The sequence below is a fragment of the Paenibacillus sp. NPDC101420 genome (assembly GCF_050277435.1).
Classification (GTDB): domain Bacteria; phylum Bacillota; class Bacilli; order Paenibacillales; family Paenibacillaceae; genus Paenibacillus_AQ.
In genome coordinates, this window is the sequence record NZ_JBNNSE010000002.1 from 63,180 (window position 1) to 81,836 (window position 18,657).

Annotated in this window: 18 protein-coding genes and 3 tRNA genes; 15 read left to right on the forward strand and 6 right to left on the reverse strand. The window is 42.5% G+C overall.

Annotated elements, in window-relative coordinates; genetic code table 11:
* Positions 1–5 precede the first annotated feature (5 nt).
* The 9 genes from ACQKMP_RS09080 (at position 6) to ACQKMP_RS09120 (ending at position 9,744) form a co-directional block, all read left to right on the forward strand.
* Positions 6–1,289 (forward strand): dihydroorotase, encoded by a 1,284-nt coding sequence (locus ACQKMP_RS09080; protein ID WP_427469244.1) that lies wholly within the window; start codon positions 6–8, stop codon positions 1,287–1,289.
* A gap of 118 nt (positions 1,290–1,407) precedes the next feature.
* A complete protein-coding gene (carA, locus tag ACQKMP_RS09085) occupies positions 1,408–2,586 on the forward strand; it encodes a glutamine-hydrolyzing carbamoyl-phosphate synthase small subunit (protein ID WP_042190808.1) in 1,179 nt (392 codons plus the stop codon).
* A 1-nt stretch (position 2,587) separates the two neighbouring features.
* The gene (carB, locus tag ACQKMP_RS09090) at positions 2,588–5,815 is read left to right on the forward strand and encodes a carbamoyl-phosphate synthase large subunit (protein ID WP_339243103.1); all 3,228 of its coding nucleotides are present in this window, start codon (positions 2,588–2,590) and stop codon (positions 5,813–5,815) included.
* Positions 5,816–5,925: 110 nt separating this feature from the next.
* The gene (gene pyrF, locus ACQKMP_RS09095; protein WP_427469245.1) at positions 5,926–6,672 is read left to right on the forward strand and encodes an orotidine-5'-phosphate decarboxylase; all 747 of its coding nucleotides are present in this window, start codon (positions 5,926–5,928) and stop codon (positions 6,670–6,672) included.
* Positions 6,669–7,307: an orotate phosphoribosyltransferase gene (pyrE, locus tag ACQKMP_RS09100; protein ID WP_042190802.1), complete on the forward strand. Its 639-nt coding sequence runs from the start codon at positions 6,669–6,671 to the stop codon at positions 7,305–7,307. The genes pyrF and pyrE overlap by 4 nt, the downstream gene beginning before the upstream one ends.
* Positions 7,308–7,703: 396 nt before the next feature.
* Positions 7,704–9,191: an ABC transporter substrate-binding protein gene (locus ACQKMP_RS09105; RefSeq protein WP_339797913.1), complete on the forward strand. Its 1,488-nt coding sequence runs from the start codon at positions 7,704–7,706 to the stop codon at positions 9,189–9,191.
* Between the two features lie 112 nt (positions 9,192–9,303).
* Positions 9,304–9,468, forward strand: coding sequence for a hypothetical protein (locus ACQKMP_RS09110; protein WP_019909365.1), 165 nt, complete (start codon positions 9,304–9,306; stop codon positions 9,466–9,468).
* A gap of 81 nt (positions 9,469–9,549) precedes the next feature.
* Positions 9,550–9,626, forward strand: a tRNA-Met gene (locus ACQKMP_RS09115).
* Positions 9,627–9,670: 44 nt separating this feature from the next.
* Positions 9,671–9,744, forward strand: a tRNA-Ile gene (locus ACQKMP_RS09120).
* Between the two features lie 291 nt (positions 9,745–10,035).
* Here ACQKMP_RS09120 and ACQKMP_RS09125 read toward each other — a convergent pair.
* Positions 10,036–10,317 carry a site-specific integrase gene (locus tag ACQKMP_RS09125; RefSeq protein WP_427469247.1) on the reverse strand — a complete coding sequence of 94 codons (282 nt, stop codon included), beginning with the start codon at positions 10,315–10,317 and terminating at the stop codon, positions 10,036–10,038.
* 230 nt (positions 10,318–10,547) lie between these two features.
* Between ACQKMP_RS09125 and ACQKMP_RS09130 the strand changes: the two genes are divergently transcribed.
* From ACQKMP_RS09130 to ACQKMP_RS09140, 3 genes are all read left to right on the forward strand, one after another.
* Positions 10,548–11,024: a GNAT family N-acetyltransferase gene (locus tag ACQKMP_RS09130; RefSeq protein ID WP_427469248.1), complete on the forward strand. Its 477-nt coding sequence runs from the start codon at positions 10,548–10,550 to the stop codon at positions 11,022–11,024.
* 217 nt (positions 11,025–11,241) lie between these two features.
* On the forward strand, positions 11,242–11,844 hold the full coding sequence (locus tag ACQKMP_RS09135; protein WP_427469723.1) for a restriction endonuclease: 603 nt from the start codon (positions 11,242–11,244) through the stop codon (positions 11,842–11,844).
* A gap of 207 nt (positions 11,845–12,051) precedes the next feature.
* On the forward strand, positions 12,052–12,297 hold the full coding sequence (locus ACQKMP_RS09140) for a hypothetical protein (RefSeq protein WP_339797906.1): 246 nt from the start codon (positions 12,052–12,054) through the stop codon (positions 12,295–12,297).
* A gap of 317 nt (positions 12,298–12,614) precedes the next feature.
* Here ACQKMP_RS09140 and ACQKMP_RS09145 read toward each other — a convergent pair whose 3' ends face one another.
* The 3 genes from ACQKMP_RS09145 to ACQKMP_RS09155 are packed head-to-tail and all read right to left on the reverse strand — an operon-like array spanning position 12,615 to position 14,969.
* Complete coding sequence (locus ACQKMP_RS09145; protein WP_339797904.1) at positions 12,615–13,133, reverse strand: hypothetical protein; 519 nt, start codon at positions 13,131–13,133, stop codon at positions 12,615–12,617.
* A gap of 9 nt (positions 13,134–13,142) precedes the next feature.
* Positions 13,143–14,003 carry an SAR2788 family putative toxin gene (locus ACQKMP_RS09150; RefSeq protein WP_427469249.1) on the reverse strand — a complete coding sequence of 287 codons (861 nt, stop codon included), beginning with the start codon at positions 14,001–14,003 and terminating at the stop codon, positions 13,143–13,145.
* A gap of 21 nt (positions 14,004–14,024) precedes the next feature.
* Complete coding sequence (locus tag ACQKMP_RS09155; RefSeq protein ID WP_427469250.1) at positions 14,025–14,969, reverse strand: S8 family peptidase; 945 nt, start codon at positions 14,967–14,969, stop codon at positions 14,025–14,027.
* Between the two features lie 424 nt (positions 14,970–15,393).
* Here ACQKMP_RS09155 and ACQKMP_RS09160 point away from each other — a divergent pair, with 424 nt between their 5' ends.
* The 3 genes from ACQKMP_RS09160 to ACQKMP_RS09170 all read left to right on the forward strand — a co-directional run bounded on the left by ACQKMP_RS09160 (position 15,394) and on the right by ACQKMP_RS09170 (position 16,731).
* Positions 15,394–15,669: a helix-turn-helix domain-containing protein gene (locus tag ACQKMP_RS09160; protein WP_427469251.1), complete on the forward strand. Its 276-nt coding sequence runs from the start codon at positions 15,394–15,396 to the stop codon at positions 15,667–15,669.
* Between the two features lie 151 nt (positions 15,670–15,820).
* Positions 15,821–15,891: transfer RNA gene (locus tag ACQKMP_RS09165), tRNA-Ser, on the forward strand.
* Between the two features lie 336 nt (positions 15,892–16,227).
* Entirely contained in the window at positions 16,228–16,731 is a 504-nt protein-coding gene (locus tag ACQKMP_RS09170) for a hypothetical protein (RefSeq protein ID WP_427469252.1), read from the forward strand.
* 336 nt (positions 16,732–17,067) lie between these two features.
* On the opposite strand, the gene ACQKMP_RS09175 is transcribed toward ACQKMP_RS09170, so the two are convergent.
* Complete coding sequence (locus tag ACQKMP_RS09175) at positions 17,068–18,057, reverse strand: hypothetical protein (RefSeq protein WP_427469253.1); 990 nt, start codon at positions 18,055–18,057, stop codon at positions 17,068–17,070.
* Entirely contained in the window at positions 18,054–18,548 is a 495-nt protein-coding gene (locus ACQKMP_RS09180; protein WP_042190786.1) for an RNA polymerase sigma factor, read from the reverse strand. The genes ACQKMP_RS09175 and ACQKMP_RS09180 overlap by 4 nt, the downstream gene beginning before the upstream one ends.
* Positions 18,549–18,657 lie beyond the last annotated feature (109 nt).

An 18,657-nucleotide genomic window follows, 5' to 3' on the forward strand; every position in this document is an offset into this window, starting at 1 on the left:
GAATCATGACAGTGATTATTAGAAACGCCAGCGTATTGAATAAGGAAGGCTTGTTAGAGCGGAAACATATTGTACTTGAAGAAGGTGTTATCTCGGCCTTAATCGCTGGAAATGAAGCTGCTCCAGAAGCTGGAGAGATCATTGATGCTGAAGGCAAGCTGCTCATTCCAGGACTCATTGATATGCATGTGCACTTACGCGAACCGGGATTTGAACACAAGGAAACAGTGGAAACCGGAAGTCGTTCGGCTGCCAAAGGCGGATTTACAACCATCGCTTGTATGCCTAATACCCGTCCAGTAACAGATACCCCGGAAATTGTACAATTTGTCAAAGACAAAGCACGTGAAGCAGGACTTGTTAAAGTACTTCCATATGCAGCCATTACGAAAAATGAGCTCGGACGTGAGCTGACTGATTTTGCAGCGCTTAAAGAAGCTGGAGCTATTGGTTATACCGACGACGGCGTGGGCGTGCAAAGTGCTCAAATGATGAAAGATGCTATGAACATCGCCGCAGCACTGGATATGCCAGTCATTGCTCACTGCGAGGATAATTCACTGGTTGAAGGCTGCTGTGTAGCCGAAGGTGAGTTCGCAAGAAAGCATGGCCTGAAAGGAATTCCAAATGAGTCAGAAGCGATCCATGTTGGACGCGATATTTTGCTGGCTGAAGCGACAGGCGTTCATTACCATGTGTGCCATGTAAGTACTGAACAATCGGTGCGACTGATTCGCCAAGCGAAAGAAATCGGCATTAAAGTAACTGCTGAAGTGTGCCCGCATCACTTGCTGCTCTCTGAAGAAGATATTCCAGGCCTTGATGCCAATTGGAAAATGAACCCGCCGCTTCGCTCCCGCCGCGATGTTGAAGCATGTATCGAAGGTTTGCTTGACGGCACACTAGATATGATTGTTACGGATCATGCGCCGCATAGTGAGGAAGAGAAGGCTAAAGGCATGCAACTTGCACCTTTTGGTATCGTTGGATTCGAAACAGCTTTCCCACTACTATACACAGCGTTTGTAGCAACAGGGAAATGGGATTTATCCTTACTAGTACAAAGAATGACTGCTGATCCTGCACGGGTATTCAGACTGAACACCGGTGTGATGGATATCGGAGCTCCTGCAGATTTGACACTGATTGATTTGGAGCAGGAGAAAGAAGTAGACCCAGGATCTTTCGCAAGTAAAGGACGGAATACTCCTTTCGGTGGCTGGAAGCTTAAGGGCTGGCCAGTAATGACATGGGTAGACGGCAAAGCCGTATGGACTGAGAAAAACTAGCGGACTGGTGGGGCGGAGTTGCTGATCTTTACAGATGCAGCGATTGTGTACACGTTCACTCCGGAAGGCTTGTAAGGCATAAGCATTAGACTACAGAAACAAGAAGGAGTGGAATGGAATGCAGGCGAGATTGCTGCTGCAAGACGGAACTTTATTTACAGGTACCGCATTTGGCGCTGAGGGCGAAAAGACAGGCGAGGTTGTTTTTAATACAGGAATTACAGGATATCAAGAGGTGCTGTCTGACCCTTCATATTGCGGACAAATCGTTACTATGACTTACCCATTGATCGGGAACTACGGGATTACTCGGGATGACTTTGAATCTGTTCGACCTTTCGTACACGGCTTTGTAGTGCGCCGTCATGAAGAAGTACCTAGTAACTGGCGTGCTGAATATAGTGTGGACGACTTGTTGAAAGAATACGATATTCCAGGGATCAGCGAGATTGATACTCGGATGTTGACTCGGATTATTCGCCACTACGGAACAATGAAAGCGATCCTGACCACCTCTAACAAACGTGTAGAGGAACTGATGGAAATGATGGGAAATACTACGATTGAGGAATTGCGCAATCAGGTAGCTCGTACATCAACTGCAAGTTCGTACAGCAGCCCAGGCAACAAAGAAAGAATTGTACTTGTGGATTACGGTGCGAAGGCTGGTATCCTACGTGAGCTTAACGAACGTGGTTGTGATGTTGTTGTAGTGCCACATGATGTAAAAGCGGAAGAAGTTCGCCGTCTGAACCCAGATGGTATCCTACTGTCCAACGGCCCTGGGGACCCGAAAGATGTGCCTCACGCTGTCAAGACGATTTCCGAATTGCTTGGTGAATATCCGATCTTCGGCATCTGCCTTGGTCATCAGTTGTTTGCACTTGCTTGTGGAGCGGATACAGAGAAGCTGAAATTCGGTCACCGCGGTGGGAATCACCCTGTGAAGGAACTGGAAAGCGGACGCTGCTTCATCACTTCCCAGAACCATGGTTATACCGTGAATGAGGAATCTGTGAAGAACACTGAACTAGAAGTTACTCACATTAATAATAATGATAAGACTGTTGAAGGTATTAAACATACACGTTACCCAGCATTTTCGGTGCAATATCATCCAGAAGCGGCGCCAGGACCACATGACAGCAGCTACTTGTTCGATCGCTTCCTTCAATTGATTGCCGATCATAAAGCAAAGACACCTGTTGTTTCACGTCAGGCACAACTTGCGGCAAACGCCAGAATCACGGCGCCAAAAACTAACTTACAGCTTGAAGCCGTGAAAGGAGCTCTATAACATGCCAAAGAACGATAAACTTAAAAAAATACTAGTGATCGGTTCCGGACCGATCGTCATCGGCCAAGCAGCGGAGTTTGACTACGCAGGAACTCAGGCTTGCCAAGCCCTTAAAGAAGAAGGCGTGGAAGTCGTACTGATTAACAGCAATCCAGCAACGATTATGACAGATACAAATATTGCAGATAAAGTGTACATCGAGCCTATTACGCTTGAATTCGTAACTGCAATTATTCGCCAAGAGCGTCCAGATGGATTGCTTCCAACGCTGGGCGGTCAAACTGGCCTAAATATGGCTGTAGAATTGGCTCGTGCAGGTGTGCTTGAGCAAGAGAATGTTAAGCTTCTCGGTACACAGCTTGATTCCATTGAGAAAGCAGAAGATCGCGATTTGTTCCGTGATCTAATGCGTGAATTGGATCAACCTGTACCGGACAGCACCATTATCACTACTGTAGATGAAGCAATGAAATTCGCTGAGGAAATTGGATTCCCTCTGATTGTACGTCCAGCTTATACGCTTGGCGGCACAGGCGGCGGGATCTGCGATAACGAAGAAGAGCTGCGTGAAACTGTCAAAGCAGGAATTCGTTACAGCCCGATCGGACAATGTCTGGTTGAGAAGAGTATTGCCGGCATGAAGGAAGTTGAATACGAGGTTATGCGTGATGCTAATGACAACTGTATCGTTGTCTGCAACATGGAGAACTTTGATCCTGTAGGCGTACATACAGGTGACAGTATCGTTGTGGCACCTAGCCAGACGTTATCGGATCGTGAATACCAAATGCTGCGCACAGCTTCGCTCAAAATCATCCGCGCCCTGAATATTGAGGGTGGGTGTAACGTACAATTCGCACTTGATCCGCAAAGTTATCAATATTATGTAATCGAAGTAAACCCGCGTGTCAGCCGTTCCTCGGCTTTGGCGTCCAAAGCAACAGGATATCCAATTGCCAAAATGGCTGCCAAAATCGCGATGGGTTACACGTTGGATGAAATCGTCAATCCGGTAACCGGACAGACTTATGCATGCTTCGAGCCAACACTTGACTATATTGTAAGTAAAATTCCACGCTGGCCGTTCGACAAGTTCATTCATGCGAACCGTAAGCTGGGTACGCAAATGAAAGCGACAGGCGAAGTAATGGCGATCGGCCGTACTTTTGAAGAGTCGATTCATAAAGCGATCCGTTCCTTGGAAATTGGTGTTCACCGGTTCCGTCTGCCAGGTGCAGAGACACTGGAAGAGAGCGTGCTGCGTGAACGTCTTGCGAAGCCTGACGATGAGCGTCTGTTCCTGATTGCTGAAGCTTTCCGCCGTGGTTACGGTTTGCAAGAAATCCAGGATATTACGAACGTGGACTGGTGGTTCCTCTCCAAAATTGAAGGTTTGATTAACTTTGAAGAGGTTATTCGCGGCGAAGAAACTTTGTCTGCGGAAACTCTATACCAAGCGAAACGTAAAGGCTTTACAGACCGTGCGATTGCTGAGATTCGTGCAGAAGGACAAGCGAACGGGAAATTCACCAAAGAAGCTGATGTGCGCGCGCTACGTTTGGAGCAAGGTTTAACACCTGTGTTCAAAATGGTAGATACTTGTGCGGCTGAGTTCGAAGCTTCTACACCTTATTACTACTCGACTTATGAGACTGAGAACGAGGTCATTCATTCTGATAAGCAAAAGGTTATCGTGCTGGGATCTGGTCCAATCCGGATCGGTCAAGGGATTGAGTTCGATTACTCCACAGTCCATGCGGTATGGGCCATTCAAAAGGCTGGATATGAAGCGGTTATCATCAATAATAACCCTGAGACTGTATCTACAGACTTTAATACTTCGGACCGGTTGTACTTTGAACCATTATTCTTCGAAGATGTCATGAACGTAATTGCGCAAGAGAATCCGATTGGAGTTATTGTTCAATTCGGAGGTCAAACAGCGATTAACCTTGCGGCACCTCTAAGTGCTGCTGGTGTGAAGATTCTTGGAACTAGCCTTGATAGCATTGATGAAGCTGAGAACCGTAAGAAATTCGAAGCTTTGCTGGCACGCCTTGATATCGCTCAACCGAAAGGTAAGACGGTTACCGACGTGGATCAAGCTGTAGAAACTGCACAATCCCTTGGGTATCCGGTGCTGGTACGTCCTTCCTACGTACTAGGCGGACGTGCAATGGAAATCGTATATAACGATACTGAACTGCTTAGCTACATGGTAGAAGCGGTGAAAGTGAATCCGGAGCATCCGGTATTGATTGACCGTTACATGCTAGGTAAAGAGGTTGAGGTAGACGCGATTTGTGATGGTGAGACAGTAGTTATTCCGGGCATCATGGAACATGTCGAACGGGCAGGTGTTCACTCCGGTGACTCTATCGCCGTATATCCTCCGCAATATCTGGATGAAGGTCTAAAAGAGAAAATCGCTGAGATCACAATTAAAATCGCTAAGGAACTGAAGACGATTGGACTGGTCAACATCCAGTTTGTTATCTATCAGAACGAAGTATACGTAATCGAAGTAAATCCACGCTCCTCGCGTACGGTTCCTTTCCTGAGTAAGGTGACAGGAATTCCAATGGCGCATTTGGCAACCAAAATCATTCTCGGCAGCAAGCTGAAGGATGACGGTTATACAGAAGGTTTGTGGCCGGAAAGCGATTATGTATCGGTTAAAGTGCCAGTGTTCTCTTTTGCCAAACTGCGCAGAGTAGAACCTACACTCGGACCTGAAATGAAATCAACCGGTGAAGTTATGGGCCGTGATAAATTGTACGCAAAAGCTTTATACAAAGGTCTGATCGGAGCAGGGATGAAAATTCCAGCGACAGGCGCTATCATCGTTACGGTGGCAGATAAAGATAAAGCAGAAGCTGTGGAACTTATGAAGGGCTTCCACTCCATGGGTTACAAAATCATTGCAACTGGAGGCACGGCACAAGCGCTTGAAGAAGCGGGCCTCAACGTAATGAATGTAAACAAGCTGGATGAAGGTGCACCAAACATTCTCGACTTGATTCGTGGTGGGCAAGCTAACTTCGTCTTTAATACACTGACTAAAGGCAAAACGCCAGAACGTGACGGGTTCCGTATCCGCCGTGAAGCGGTTGAGAATGGCGTCGTATGTATGACTTCACTGGATACAGTGACGGCACTTCTCAGAATGCTGCAGACGATTAACTTCTCGTCACAGTCCATGCCTGCTTTTGTCGGACAATTGAACTAATCTCATAAAGATGCATAGGGCGGTTTGCGTTTACGCAGACCGTTCCGCTATGCCTAGGGTCTAATAAATAAAGGGTGTGGATGTAGTCTGCACTGGATAGGAGCATGGTTATGGGAGTAGGAGAAGTAGAGTGGAAAGCAATGGCGAATCGTCTGATGATCGCTCTGGATTATCCTGATGAGACTGGAGCAAGAGCCTTGATCGATAAGCTGGAAGGAATTCCTTGCTATATGAAGGTAGGCATGCAGCTGTTCTATGCGGCAGGACCAGAATTTATTCAAGAGCTGAAATCTCGTGGCTATTCTGTGTTCGTTGACGTGAAAATGCATGATATCCCTAACACGGTAAAAGGTGGCGCTCAAAGTCTTACGAATCTTGGCGCTGATATGTTTAACGTACACGCGGCAGGGGGCTCAGCCATGATGGCTGCAGCACGCGAAGGAGCGGCTTCAGCAGTTAGTGCTAATGCTGCCCTTAAGATGCCTTTGATTATTGCAGTTACCCAGCTAACCAGTACGAGTCAAGAAGTGATGAATAACGAAATTGGGATCGCTGGAGAGGTAGCGGATACTGTGGTAAGATACGCCAAGCTGGCTGCCGATGCGGGTCTAGATGGTGTAGTAGCATCGCCACAAGAGTCCGCAGCTATCGCAGAAGCTTGCGGCCCAGCATTTTGCACGGTTACACCGGGTATCCGGCCAGCAGGTGCTTCCTTGGACGATCAGTCCCGGGTTATGACACCTGGAAAAGCCATTCGTCAGGGTAGTCACTACCTTGTTGTAGGACGGCCGATTACAGCTTCACCAGATCCACGTCAAGCAGCACTAAACATTATTGAGGAGATGACCCTAGCATGAGCTCATTAAATAGAAGTGAACAAGTAGCAAGTTATCTGTTGGAGATTGGAGCAGTAGCACTGCGTCCCCAGGAGCCTTTTACATGGACATCTGGTATCAAATCGCCGATCTATTGCGACAATCGTCTGACTATGGCTTACCCAGAAGTTCGTAACTATATTGCAGATGCCTTCGCGCAGCTTATCAAGAGCGAGTATCCGGACGCTGAAGTGATCGCAGGTACAGCAACCGCGGGTATTCCACACGCGGCTTGGGTAGCAGATAAACTGAACCTGCCAATGGCTTATATCCGTGATAAAGCTAAAGGCCACGGCAAGCAGAATCAGATCGAAGGTCTGATTAAACCGGGACAAAAGGTTGTTGTTATTGAAGATCTGATCTCCACAGGTGGAAGCTCCATCAAAGCGGCTCAGGCCGTGCAAGAAGCTGGCGCAGAAGTGCTGGCTGTACTCGCAATCTTCAGCTATGAGCTGGACCGTGCAGTGGATGCTTTTGCTGCAGCTGAAATGCCATTACAAAGCTTGTCCAACTACAGCACATTGATTGATGTGGCTCTTGCACAAGGTAAAATTGAATCGACGGACGTAGAAGTACTGAAGTCTTGGAGAAAAGATCCTTCATCATTTGGTGTTTAAGCTTAAATAAATGAGTATAGTTTAGGCGAGCCTCTCACTTTTCAGTGAGGGGCTTTTATTTTTTAACAGACACAACATACTCAACTGTCATCCAAGACACGAATAGTTGTATTTTGTACACTTAAACTAACTTTTCTTAGAGGAATTGGCACTGTAGTTGCACTTTGTGCAATTATAATCAGCCTAGTATCTGCCGAAACCTTCTAGTAGTGGAGATCGTGTATCTGCAAAAGCTCCTAGTAACATTTTTATGAGAATAATATGAAGAAATCGTAGTATAACTTTAAACGTCCTGTAACTTCCCTTCTTGATTAAAGCTTTATACTGTTACTAGGATTATGGATTATTTATCCATAAGATGTAGAAGAATCAAGTATTTTATGGGAGGATATAATAATGAATCATATAAACAACAATAAACGGCTGTGGCGCCGCTGGTTAAGCCTTGGGGTATGCGCTGCGCTGATACTACCACTAATCTCTGATGGGTGGAATACGGCTTGGGCTGAGCCTTCTAAGGCTTCAGTGGAGCAACGTGTATTGCGTATTGGGAGTCTATGGTCTGGGGAGGACGATTCGTTTTTTCGTCAGCAGTTTACGGATATGTATGAGTTGCAGCATCCAGAAATCAAATTGGAGATTATTCCCGCTATAGATACGAATGACCTTCGGTACAATAACACCTCCTCAGACGCAAGCTCTGACAATTTGGAAAATATCCGGGCGATTATGGGAGGAGATAAGCCTGTTGATGTGATCGTCGGTGATAGCGCATTAGTGAAGAGTTTGGTGGATCATAATCTTGTCCAATCGCTGGAGCCGCTTATAGCGCGTGATCAGTATGATTTAAGCAATATGGCGCCTACGATGCTGAATGGAGTTCGTGAACTGGGTAGAGGAAGTCTTTTTGCGTTGGCGCCAATCTTCTCGTCTAGTGCGCTTTTTTATAACAAGGGAATCTTTGATGCTGCTGGTGTGGGCTATCCAACGGACAAGATGACTTGGAATGAACTGTTTACGCTGGCAGATAAGGTGACGAAGAAGTCATCTAATAAAGAAACTCGGATATACGGGTTCTCGATGAACCGTTACTTAAGTGATCCATTCTGGGATATGCAGAGTTATGTCGCACCGCTAGAACTTACGATGTACGATAATAAGGGTCAGCACATGACTGTAAATACCACACAGTGGAATCAGGCTTGGACTACTTACAGCCAGTTGGTTAAGAAACAAATTGTACCTGAGCTAAATGGGTTGGATTTTGCAGGAACAGAAGGGAATGCCTACAGTCCAATCCAAGGCGATCTGTTCCTCACAGGAAAAGCAGCAATGGTCGTTGGAGAATATGGTTATCTCAATGAACTGGCGGGAGTGGCCCGTAATGCTGCTAAGATCAAAAATTACAGTCCCATCAAATGGGGTGTGGTTACTGTACCTACCTTTCAGGAAAAACCGGATGTTGCCATTGGAACATGGCTTGGTAATATGATGGCAATTAGTTCTACGGCTACTAATAAGGAAGATGCCTGGGATTTGATTAAGTTCGTCAATAGTAATGAGGTTGCGAAAATTAAAGCCCATAACAAGAGTGAACTGACTTCCCGTAAGGATTATATTACCGCTCAGACCCCTTCTGTAAATTTGGAAGCTTTTTATACGCTTAAGCCTTTACCTGCAACGGATCCTTTATTGATCAGTTTACAGATGCAGAAGCCTGGGATTAGCCGGATTAGTGATGTTGGACGTCAATTATTTATTGATGTTTATCAGGGGAAGAAAACCGTCGAGAATGCACTCAAAGCTTGGGAGAAGCAAGGGAATACCATGCTGGATACACTTGAAAAAGATCCCACGGTCTATTTTGACTCGATCGGTGAATGACTCTGGAATATGCCCTAAGCCACCAGTTTTCTGGTGGCTTATTTTGTGGAACTTGGGCATGATAAGTTCAGAGCGGTGTATCATAAATTTGCGAAAAGGAGAAGAGGGCATCATGAATTGGATATACTTCGCGAAACTGTTCAGGACCAGATTTCAAGCAGGTTGTTTGGCTAAAAGATTGGAGCAAGATGGCTGGATTTACGGTTATCATGACCCACGTTTTGTAGAAATTTATCGATCCCGTAAGGGAAGGTACGGGGTTAGATTTCTGCCTTGAGAACTTTTATAAATTCTTCCTTGACGTAGACCCGATTTGTACTGTATATTATTTATTGTCGCTGTTTGAATATTTTTCTGACGCGGGGTGGAGCAGCCCGGTAGCTCGTCGGGCTCATAACCCGAAGGCCGCAGGTTCAAATCCTGCCCCCGCAACCAATTTATTTACAACAGCAATTCTACATTCGGATATTTTTAGATCCGGGCCCTTAGCTCAGTTGGTTAGAGCGGTCGGCTCATAACCGATTGGTCGGGGGTTCGAGTCCCTCAGGGCCCACTTATCAAAAACCCTTACTTTGTAAGGGTTTTTTGCTGTCCATAGGGTTAATGATATAAAGAAAATAGGATGGGGAAAGGCCGGGATTATAAGTTTGCTAACGGATTTGCTAACGTGAATTATTTTTCTGCAGTTTCGAGCTGTTTTTCAGCGTATTTATTCAGTTCTGCTTCAATTTTGTCAACGGCCTCTTCCAGTTTGATTGGGAGTAGGTGTGAGTATCGTTTGTTGAACATCGCTGGAGTCATACCCAGTGGTTCAGCTACCTTGGATCTATATAGCCTCCACCAGCTAGCAACATACTAAGTCATTATCCTCATATGAGTCTCCATATTCTTTTTTATAAGCCTCGATTTGCTTGTAGCGTTCCTTAAGGTCATCAATAATATTCTGAAAAAGTTTTACCCGTCGTATGGAATCATTCGTTTTCGGGTGTTGAATGACTAAATCATCACGTGTCCAGTTGGCCGTCTGAATCACCTTGAGTTCTTTCTTTTCGAAGTCGATATCACCCCAGCGAAGTCCAAGGATCTCACCACGTCTCATTCCAGTATAAATTGCCAATGAAAACACAATAGACTGGCGGGCGCCTCATCAAGCTAACAGGCAGTAAAGTTTAACTTAAAATAAACTTTCCGTTTCCCGCAGTTAACTTAAGGTGTACTCTGAAAGCACCTTTTTTTGAAGGTGATACTCATCAAGAACCGTATTTATGAAGGAGTGACTTAATGCAAGCTATTAAATCTATAATAGAGTGTCCAGAGCGAAACGATAGTTGAATCTACAGAGGGATGGTATCAAACATGGACTATGAAATCAAAATAGCAACCTTGGAACATAAAGAACTACTCAGCAACCTGTTACAATTCTATATTTATGATTTCTCAGAATTTATGGAGTTGCAGTTTGAGGCAAACGGTAAGTATGCTAATTATCCAATTGATGAATATTGGTCTAAAGACCCCAATTATCCATATTTAATCAGTCTCAATGGGAAAATTGTTGGATTTGTCTTAGTCAAATTAAAAAATCGGGAAGAAGATGACGCATATTTTTCTATTGCTGAATTTTTTATTGCGAAGAAGTATCGTAGGCTGGGATTAGGGAGATTGGTTGCTAAAGATATATTTGATATGCACCAGGGAAAATGGGAAGTTTACCAAATAGATAACAACAAGCCCGCTCAACTCTTTTGGAAAAAGGCAATAGAAGAATATACAGGAGGAAAATTTAACGAACGAATTGAAGTAGGAAGAAGAACACAAGTATTCATTAGTTAATGATATTCAGGACTAGCAAGGGCTTACGCTAACGGGAAACGTGAGTCCAAAAACCAACAGTAGTTCTAGGACTTTTTCTTACCAGTCATATATACATAATGTTCCAAATAATTTATATTAAGGTTCTAGGGTTTGGAAGTAATGGCATTGCAATTTGGAAGAACCTCGCCGGCATTGGCGAGGTTCTTATATTAATGGGGGTTGCTGGTTGACAAAAATGATAATTTTGTTGGTTATTCTTGCTATCATTACTGCTGTTTTTGTATTCAAAGTTTTATCTAGAAAGAAGAGTTACCCTCCCCAAAGTATAGTAATTGATCCACTTAAGATTACGATCCAGGACATAGACCGAATGGAAGACGGAACTGGCTTTGTAGAATATCTGTATCGTTTATTTTTGGCCATGGGTTATAGTGATGCGTATAAAACGAGAGGAGGCAGAGATTTTGGATCTGACTTAGTGTTTACAGACGGGGAGGGGGTTCGAAATGTTGTTCAGGCAAAGTGTTATTCTTATCCAGTAAGGTTAGAAGCTGTTCAAGAGATCTATAGTTCCATGAGATATTACAGGGCAAAAAAGTCCATGGTAATATCCTCAAATCAATATACCTCAGCGTGTGAAGAACTTGCTAGTTATAACGCCGTAAGATTACATAGTAGAAGTGACCTTATAGAAATTATAAACTTTTTCAAGTCAGGGCAGATTGATAAGGCAAAGGATATCCTTGAGTCAGAGCCCAGGATTATACTGGAGTCATGGGATGATAAAGTAATTAAGAAGGACTTCAAAGTTGAAAAACGATGGGTTGCGAAGAAGTAGATAGTTCTTAGAACAAGGAGCTTTTATACTGATGAACAATGAAGATTTTCAATACAGAAATACATACTTTTTCGTAGGGAATCCAACGATTCTATGGATCACCATACTTGGCTTTGTGTTGTTAGGATTTGTATTGTTTTATTTGATTAAGAAATACATAAAGCAGAGAAAATGAGACCAGGTATTTTAATACATAGGAGTACTGTTATGAAGAAAATATTCAAAGAATTTGGTGTCCATTTTTGTGCGGCAACTATTCTTCTAGGTATTTCTTTATTGTTCAATAATTATGATGTTGCGAATGAGGAACAACAATCTTTGATGGTTGTAATGATGTGTGGAGCCCTCATATTTATTGGTGGATATAACTATTTGAAAAACAGAAAAGGTGTTGTTGTGATGATCGTAGGAGTTATTGTATTAGGATTAGCGCTTTGTACCTTATCTTTTTAGAAGTGATCATGTTGAGTAATATATACAAAGTCCTAAAGACAGACACTGAATTTCTAACGACTGCTTTTTCACAGTCTCAAATGGATATACTTGAACGTCGTGGTGATCTAGCTAGCTGTATATTTGATTGTGAAGGTCCAGTACAAAAATGGAGCCCAGTCAGCGTTAAGGTCGCAGACGCTTATTACATGAGAAATGAATTTGAATTTAGAATGATATTGGCATAAGCATGTATAAAAAATCCCCCGTCAACCTTAACGGGGGATTTTTTTTATTTAATTAATTTAGTAATGAAATTAAGTTCAGTGAAATGTTCATTATATTTTTCCTGCATTATGCAGTACATTCAGGTAATATTCATAATGAGGATTGCCCAGTACGCAATATTCATTTGGAATACCCTTTAGTATAATTAGATCATTCAGAATTTTTTGAGACAAACCTTGCATAGTAAATGAAGATATAGAGTTGTTATCTACACTTTCTAGTACAATATTGATTCGTCTCCCTTCTTGTATATCTTTCCATATAAGTTCACTTTCAGATTTGTCTGACGATCCTCTATTATCCAAACTATTAAGATATAAGATCATTTCAGATAAATCCTGTTTCTCTTCCTGAGTGTAAATTGAATAAAGTAACTTTGTGTCCACTATTTTATAGCATTTTGCAATGTGGTCGTACTTTGCGTCTGGATCATTTTGTAGATTTTTAAAATCATCTTTACTTAGTTCAATTGCATTGTAATTTTTTTGAAGTAACTGTCCTGCTTGGTCTAAAGTGTAATTTGATGGTAGACCAGATGCTTTGAAATTTTCATCTAATTGTTTTAGCATTATATCTCCTTAAAAGAAAGAATGTCCTCCAACTCTATTATGCGTATGATAATGGATGTAGTAAAAATTACCTGGAAGCTGATCACAAGTTAACTCTGGACCTAAAGGTGTATTCCCACCACCCGCCAATCTTGCAACCGCATCTGCTAATGGTGCGCTTGTAGACCAGACATTTTTGGTATTTACGGTAAATATAGGATTTACTATCCTTGCAGCTGCTTCTGACAAGTCTATTGCGTTACCCACATAAAGATTTCCACTTAAAATTCGAGCTGTATAGTGATGGTATCTTTGATCTTTCTTTAAGATATCTCTTACTTCGTTAATCACACTAATAGTTTCGTACGCTACAACTAAGGCTGCTCCTATACTAAGCAAATACCCAAGCAAAGCTTCTCCAATAATAACACCAATCGGTATTACAAAGGAAGCTTGTAATTTATCCTGTTCAATCAAAAAACTCTCATTAGTTTCTAAATTTGTAAATGTAGCATTCATTTCTCCATCGTCATTAATACTATGTATCAATACTTCATAGACTGTTTCGTTTGAGGATCCATCTTCTGATTTTTCGTTTGTTACTAGTGTCATCTCTGCTTCTTTTTTATCTACAGTCATAACACCGACTATATCTGAGTCATTTTGTTCAGTTTTTCCAAAACTGCGGAACATATCGGAATTGCCATTAGAATATCTTGCTTCAACTTCCACTTTATTTTCATCTTTAGTTATAACATGAAAACTAGGAGATATTTCGTCTGACCGTTCACTCTTAGCATATGCTTGTGGCTGAATTACGAAACAAAACATAATAGCAAAGGTGAGTAGGGTTGAAATAATAGGCTTAATAATAGATCTTTTTTTATTCAATTTTATCCCTCTTTCATTTAGTTAGTTAGATAAGGAACCGTTTCCATAAACATTGTCGTAGCCTTTGTTGCCCAGATCCTTTGAATGGCTCGTTAAATCATTTTTAATAAAAGTATTAATATTTTCGTTCTTAGAATAGTCGTTAATCAGGAGTAGATTTGCAATAGTTCCAGTGATATGAGCAGTAGCAAAAGAAGTCCCGTTATAAACAGCATATTGGTCATTTGGAGCCAAGCTAAGAATATCTTTGCCAGGTGCACTAAAGTCAACTTTTCCTCTAGACGCTAGGCTAAAAATATTTTCTGTGCTGTCTATCCCTGTAACGGAAATAACCTTCTTATATGCTGCTGGAAACTCAACCTCAGAACCCATCTTATTACCCACCGCAGCAACAACAATAACTCCATGTTTGAGTGCTTTCTCAACGGCTGTCTTTAATTGTGGATCATCTCTCATAATTCCAAAACTCATATTAATAATATCCGCATCGTGATCGATAGCCCATTCAATACCTCTCACAAAACTCTCAATTTCACCTTTACCTTCATCGTTTAAGACTTTAATAGATAAAATCTCAACATGAGGGGAAACCCCTACTAATCCGAATTCATTGTCGTTTGCAGCAATGATACCTGCTATTGCAGTTCCATGACCTAATTTATCAAAAACTGGCTCTTCCAAGTCAACAGCATTGTATTGAATTATGGACGTGTTCTTTAAATCTTCATGTTGCTCATCAATCCCACTATCCATAATAGCTACTTTAATCACTTTAGAGATTTTGTTAGTCGAAGTGTACGAAATCTTTTGATTTTGATAGAGAACTCCCCAAGGCACTTGCTGTTTCTTATCAAAATTGATGACACTGGCTTCTTTAGGGCTAACTATTTGATAATGGATATTACTAGAATGTTTGAAAGAAGAAAATGCTAAACAGAAGAAAACTGTAAAGATTATTAATACCACAATTGAAATTTTATATTTATTTACTAATATAATCCTCTCCTTTTAAATTTAGGTAAATTTCTTTAGATTTCCAATTTATTGTATTATGCAAAAATGGTTTAGTAAATACATATTTGGAAAATAAATAAAAAATAATATAAAAATATCATAATTTATACATATTTGATATATTTCTATTTCACATCCATTACTAATATTGGTTTCTAGCAATCTGATTGAAAGTGATTTTATTTTTAAAAAAGATGTATAGAGCGGATCGTTAAAATAGTGTAACAAGATAAATCAGAGAAGATATCTCAACGTAAAATTGAAGTGATGGGGATTCGTGGAGATCATATCCGAGCAACATGCTTATCCACTGGAGCACCGCGCGTATTCTTGGTAGCAAATATCCTCGCTTGGCAAACGATTTCAGAGAAACGCTATGCTTAGTGATACGGCCCGCAAGCTGCTGATGATCATGCGGCATTGCTCGGTGCATCACGGGTACATGCCTACTCTTGAGGTATTTGAGAGAAAGAGTGGGCGGACATCAGAAAAGATTCGTGCTGGGCTGCAGGAATTGACAGAGAATAACTACATTCTGTGGGAGTTCGGGAAATCGCCAGAGAGTGCGGTTGTCGTTGAGGGATGGGAGCGAACTGAGGATCGACCAACATCAGTTTCATGGGGCTTAGACGGTGGTCATATAGATTACTAGACAGATTACTAGGAGGGCAGACATCATGGCGAAGAAATTGAAAAGTATTTGGGATTGCAGTTGAACGATGCTATCGGAGCATAATATTCGATCATTAGTGATGAGCGGGAGCGGGGATTAAGATGAAAGCCGGTGCTTGACGCGCAGGAATGGGAATTGATTGATCAAGAGCTAGGTCGGCTCATAACCGATTGGTCGGGGGTTTGAGTCCCTCAGGGCCCGCTTATCAAAAACCCTTACTTTGTAAGGTTTTTTTGCTGGCTATAGGTACATAAATTCAAAAGGCAGGGAATTAGGAAGGCTGGAATTTTGAGCTTGCTAACGGATGCACTGATACCAGATTTATCGCCATGCGCTTGCAGGGATAGTTTAAATCTTTTGAATGCACTAAAGAGCAGAGGGATTTAATAAATCTTAAATAGAGGTCTGACATTCATTTGAAAAAAGTGCTATAATTATTAAATCAGTGTGTAGAGATATTGGTCTTTTTATTGGGCCAAAAATATATGTCTCATGATACGTCTGCCATCTGAAATATGATTCACGGAGATGACAAACATGCATGGAGACACAAGACTGCCCAGAAACGGAAAAGAAGGTATATTATTTTTACTCATTATTTCAATCATTTCAGTAAACACTATTGCCCCTATTATTGTGGGGTTGGAACGTGGCTTCAGTAAGGAAGTGTATATAGATACACTAAAGGTTATTCCGTTTATGTGGATGATCGTAGTTTTTTCCGTAAAATTAGTTGCTGGGCCGATTGTTGGGAAAGTGATGCCGAAATTCATGGAACAAACCGATGGATTTAATGCTAGGGTGCTGTTGAATACTTTATTGAATGTTACAGTGTTATCTATTTTACTATCGATTATCGGCACATGGGTTGGGACGAAACAAATAAGTCTAGAGCCACTTAAAAACTTCCTTCATATCTGGCCAAGAAACTTTGGTATAGCATTTTGGATTGAACTGTTGGTTGCTCAGCCGATAGCAAGATTTGCGATGAAAACATTACACACAAGACAGGATCGTAAAACAGAAAGTGTAAATGCGTAACTAGATGGAACGTTGTATACGAATAAGAATCTCAGGGACGTCCATGGTGGGCGTTCTTTTTTTGAGTCCCGTTATCATAGCAGTATTGAACATGTAAAAGAGCCATCATAGGATTAACCTACAACGGCTCTTTTATACTTAGAATCTGATATTCTGACATGACGCAATGCAAACCATGCAGTCAACACAAAAAGGGCGCTGTCGCAAAGCCATGAAATGGTTTTGAAGCAGCGCCTTTTTTTGTATCCAGTTAGACTTTTCTGATAGGGATGGTGCCCGAAAAGTTGTCCCAATCGTTGTTCCAATCGCTGTACTCTCGGTTTTCGACCATCATTCTTATGGTTTCATACTATCCCATAGCTGCTGGAATGCCCCGGACTCGACCTCGAAGAATACAGGTGCCTGACCGTAATGTACTAGCCCTTGACCAAACAGCGTCAGCTCTACCCTGGCGTTGTCTTCCAGCTGGAGATAGAGAACCTTGCGGTCTTCGCTGTCGTAGATGCCTTGCGCGGTAAGAGGCTCTGCTGCCAGAGGTTTGGCCGCTTGGAGCGCCTTCACGAAGCCATTAAGGGCCTCGTCGTCAGCGAGCGGTGTGTACTGCTGCTGTCCGTTGTTCCAGCTGTCGAAGCTTTCCCACTGTGCGGAAGTAATTCGACCTTCAAGATTTAGCTTGCCAAATAGATCAGCGCCGCTGTTTACGGTGATCCCGTTTGTATGCTCATACAGTTCGGCGAATACCTCGCCGTTGATTTCCGAATAGGACATAATCAGGAAATTGGAATCATATCCCTTCACGGAATAGATATCCGTTTCGCCAATGTTAGAAGCCAACTCAATATATTTGTCTTTACCGCTCCATTCATCGATGCCACCTGTAGTACGTCCCAGCTTGTCACCACGCAGAGCGGCAGCATCGGCTGCGTTGATTCGAGTCGCAGACTGTGTATAAATGTTATCTTTATATACGACTAGAGCGATCATATCTGCCATAACGCCAGATTTGGTATCCGGCAGTTCCAACTTGGGGATAACAATGCTTCCGGACGCATTTATGCCAGAATTGTCTGGTTGGTTTGGACCTGGAGTTACCTGAGCGATTTGCCCTTGAGTACTCTGGCCATTTAACTGCTGCCATATATTAGGTGCAGCTAAGCCGATCCCGGCGGCGAGGACGATACTTGCCGCGATATAAACCGTCTTGCGTGGACGTTTCCGCTCCCGCTGTTGCTCCAGTTTGTCGATCAATTCTTTTTTCATCTCTTCACCTGGTTTCATAGAATCCACCGCTTTCTTGTATAATGTTCGAAACTGATCTTCTTTCATTGTGATTCCACTCCTTCCAGCTCCAGTTTTAACAGTTGCCGTCCCCGCTGAAGTCTCATCTTCACGGCAGACTGACTAATCTGCAGAATCTTGCTGATTTCCTGGATGGGATAGTCCTCGTAATAATAAAGATGGATTACGGTTTTATACTTCATAGGCATCGCCATAACTAACTGCAGTAGAGCTAAATCCTCGGGTGTGTCTACCGCAATCGGCTCAGCATTTTCCAGTTTAACCTCGCGCTTGCGCCAGCCTCTGCCCAGTAATGTTTTACAATGATTGGTGATTACCCGGATCAGCCATGCTTTCTGATGTTCAGCGTCTTTGAACTTTGGTGCTTTTTCTATCAGTTTGATGAAGGTATCCTGAGTGGCTTCTTCGGCATCTTGCCGGCTGCCTAAATGGACCAAAGCAATCCGGAACAGCATATCTGCGTAGATTTCGTAACTCTTTATCACATGATTTCCCGGCCGGGTCATGGATCGTTGCATGATTCTATGCCCCCTTTACCTATAACACCATTTAGGACGGCATTTGGTCACATTATGTTCCTGAGAAAATTTGTTAGCGTCTAGATCAAGGGTTAGAATCTAAAAAAGG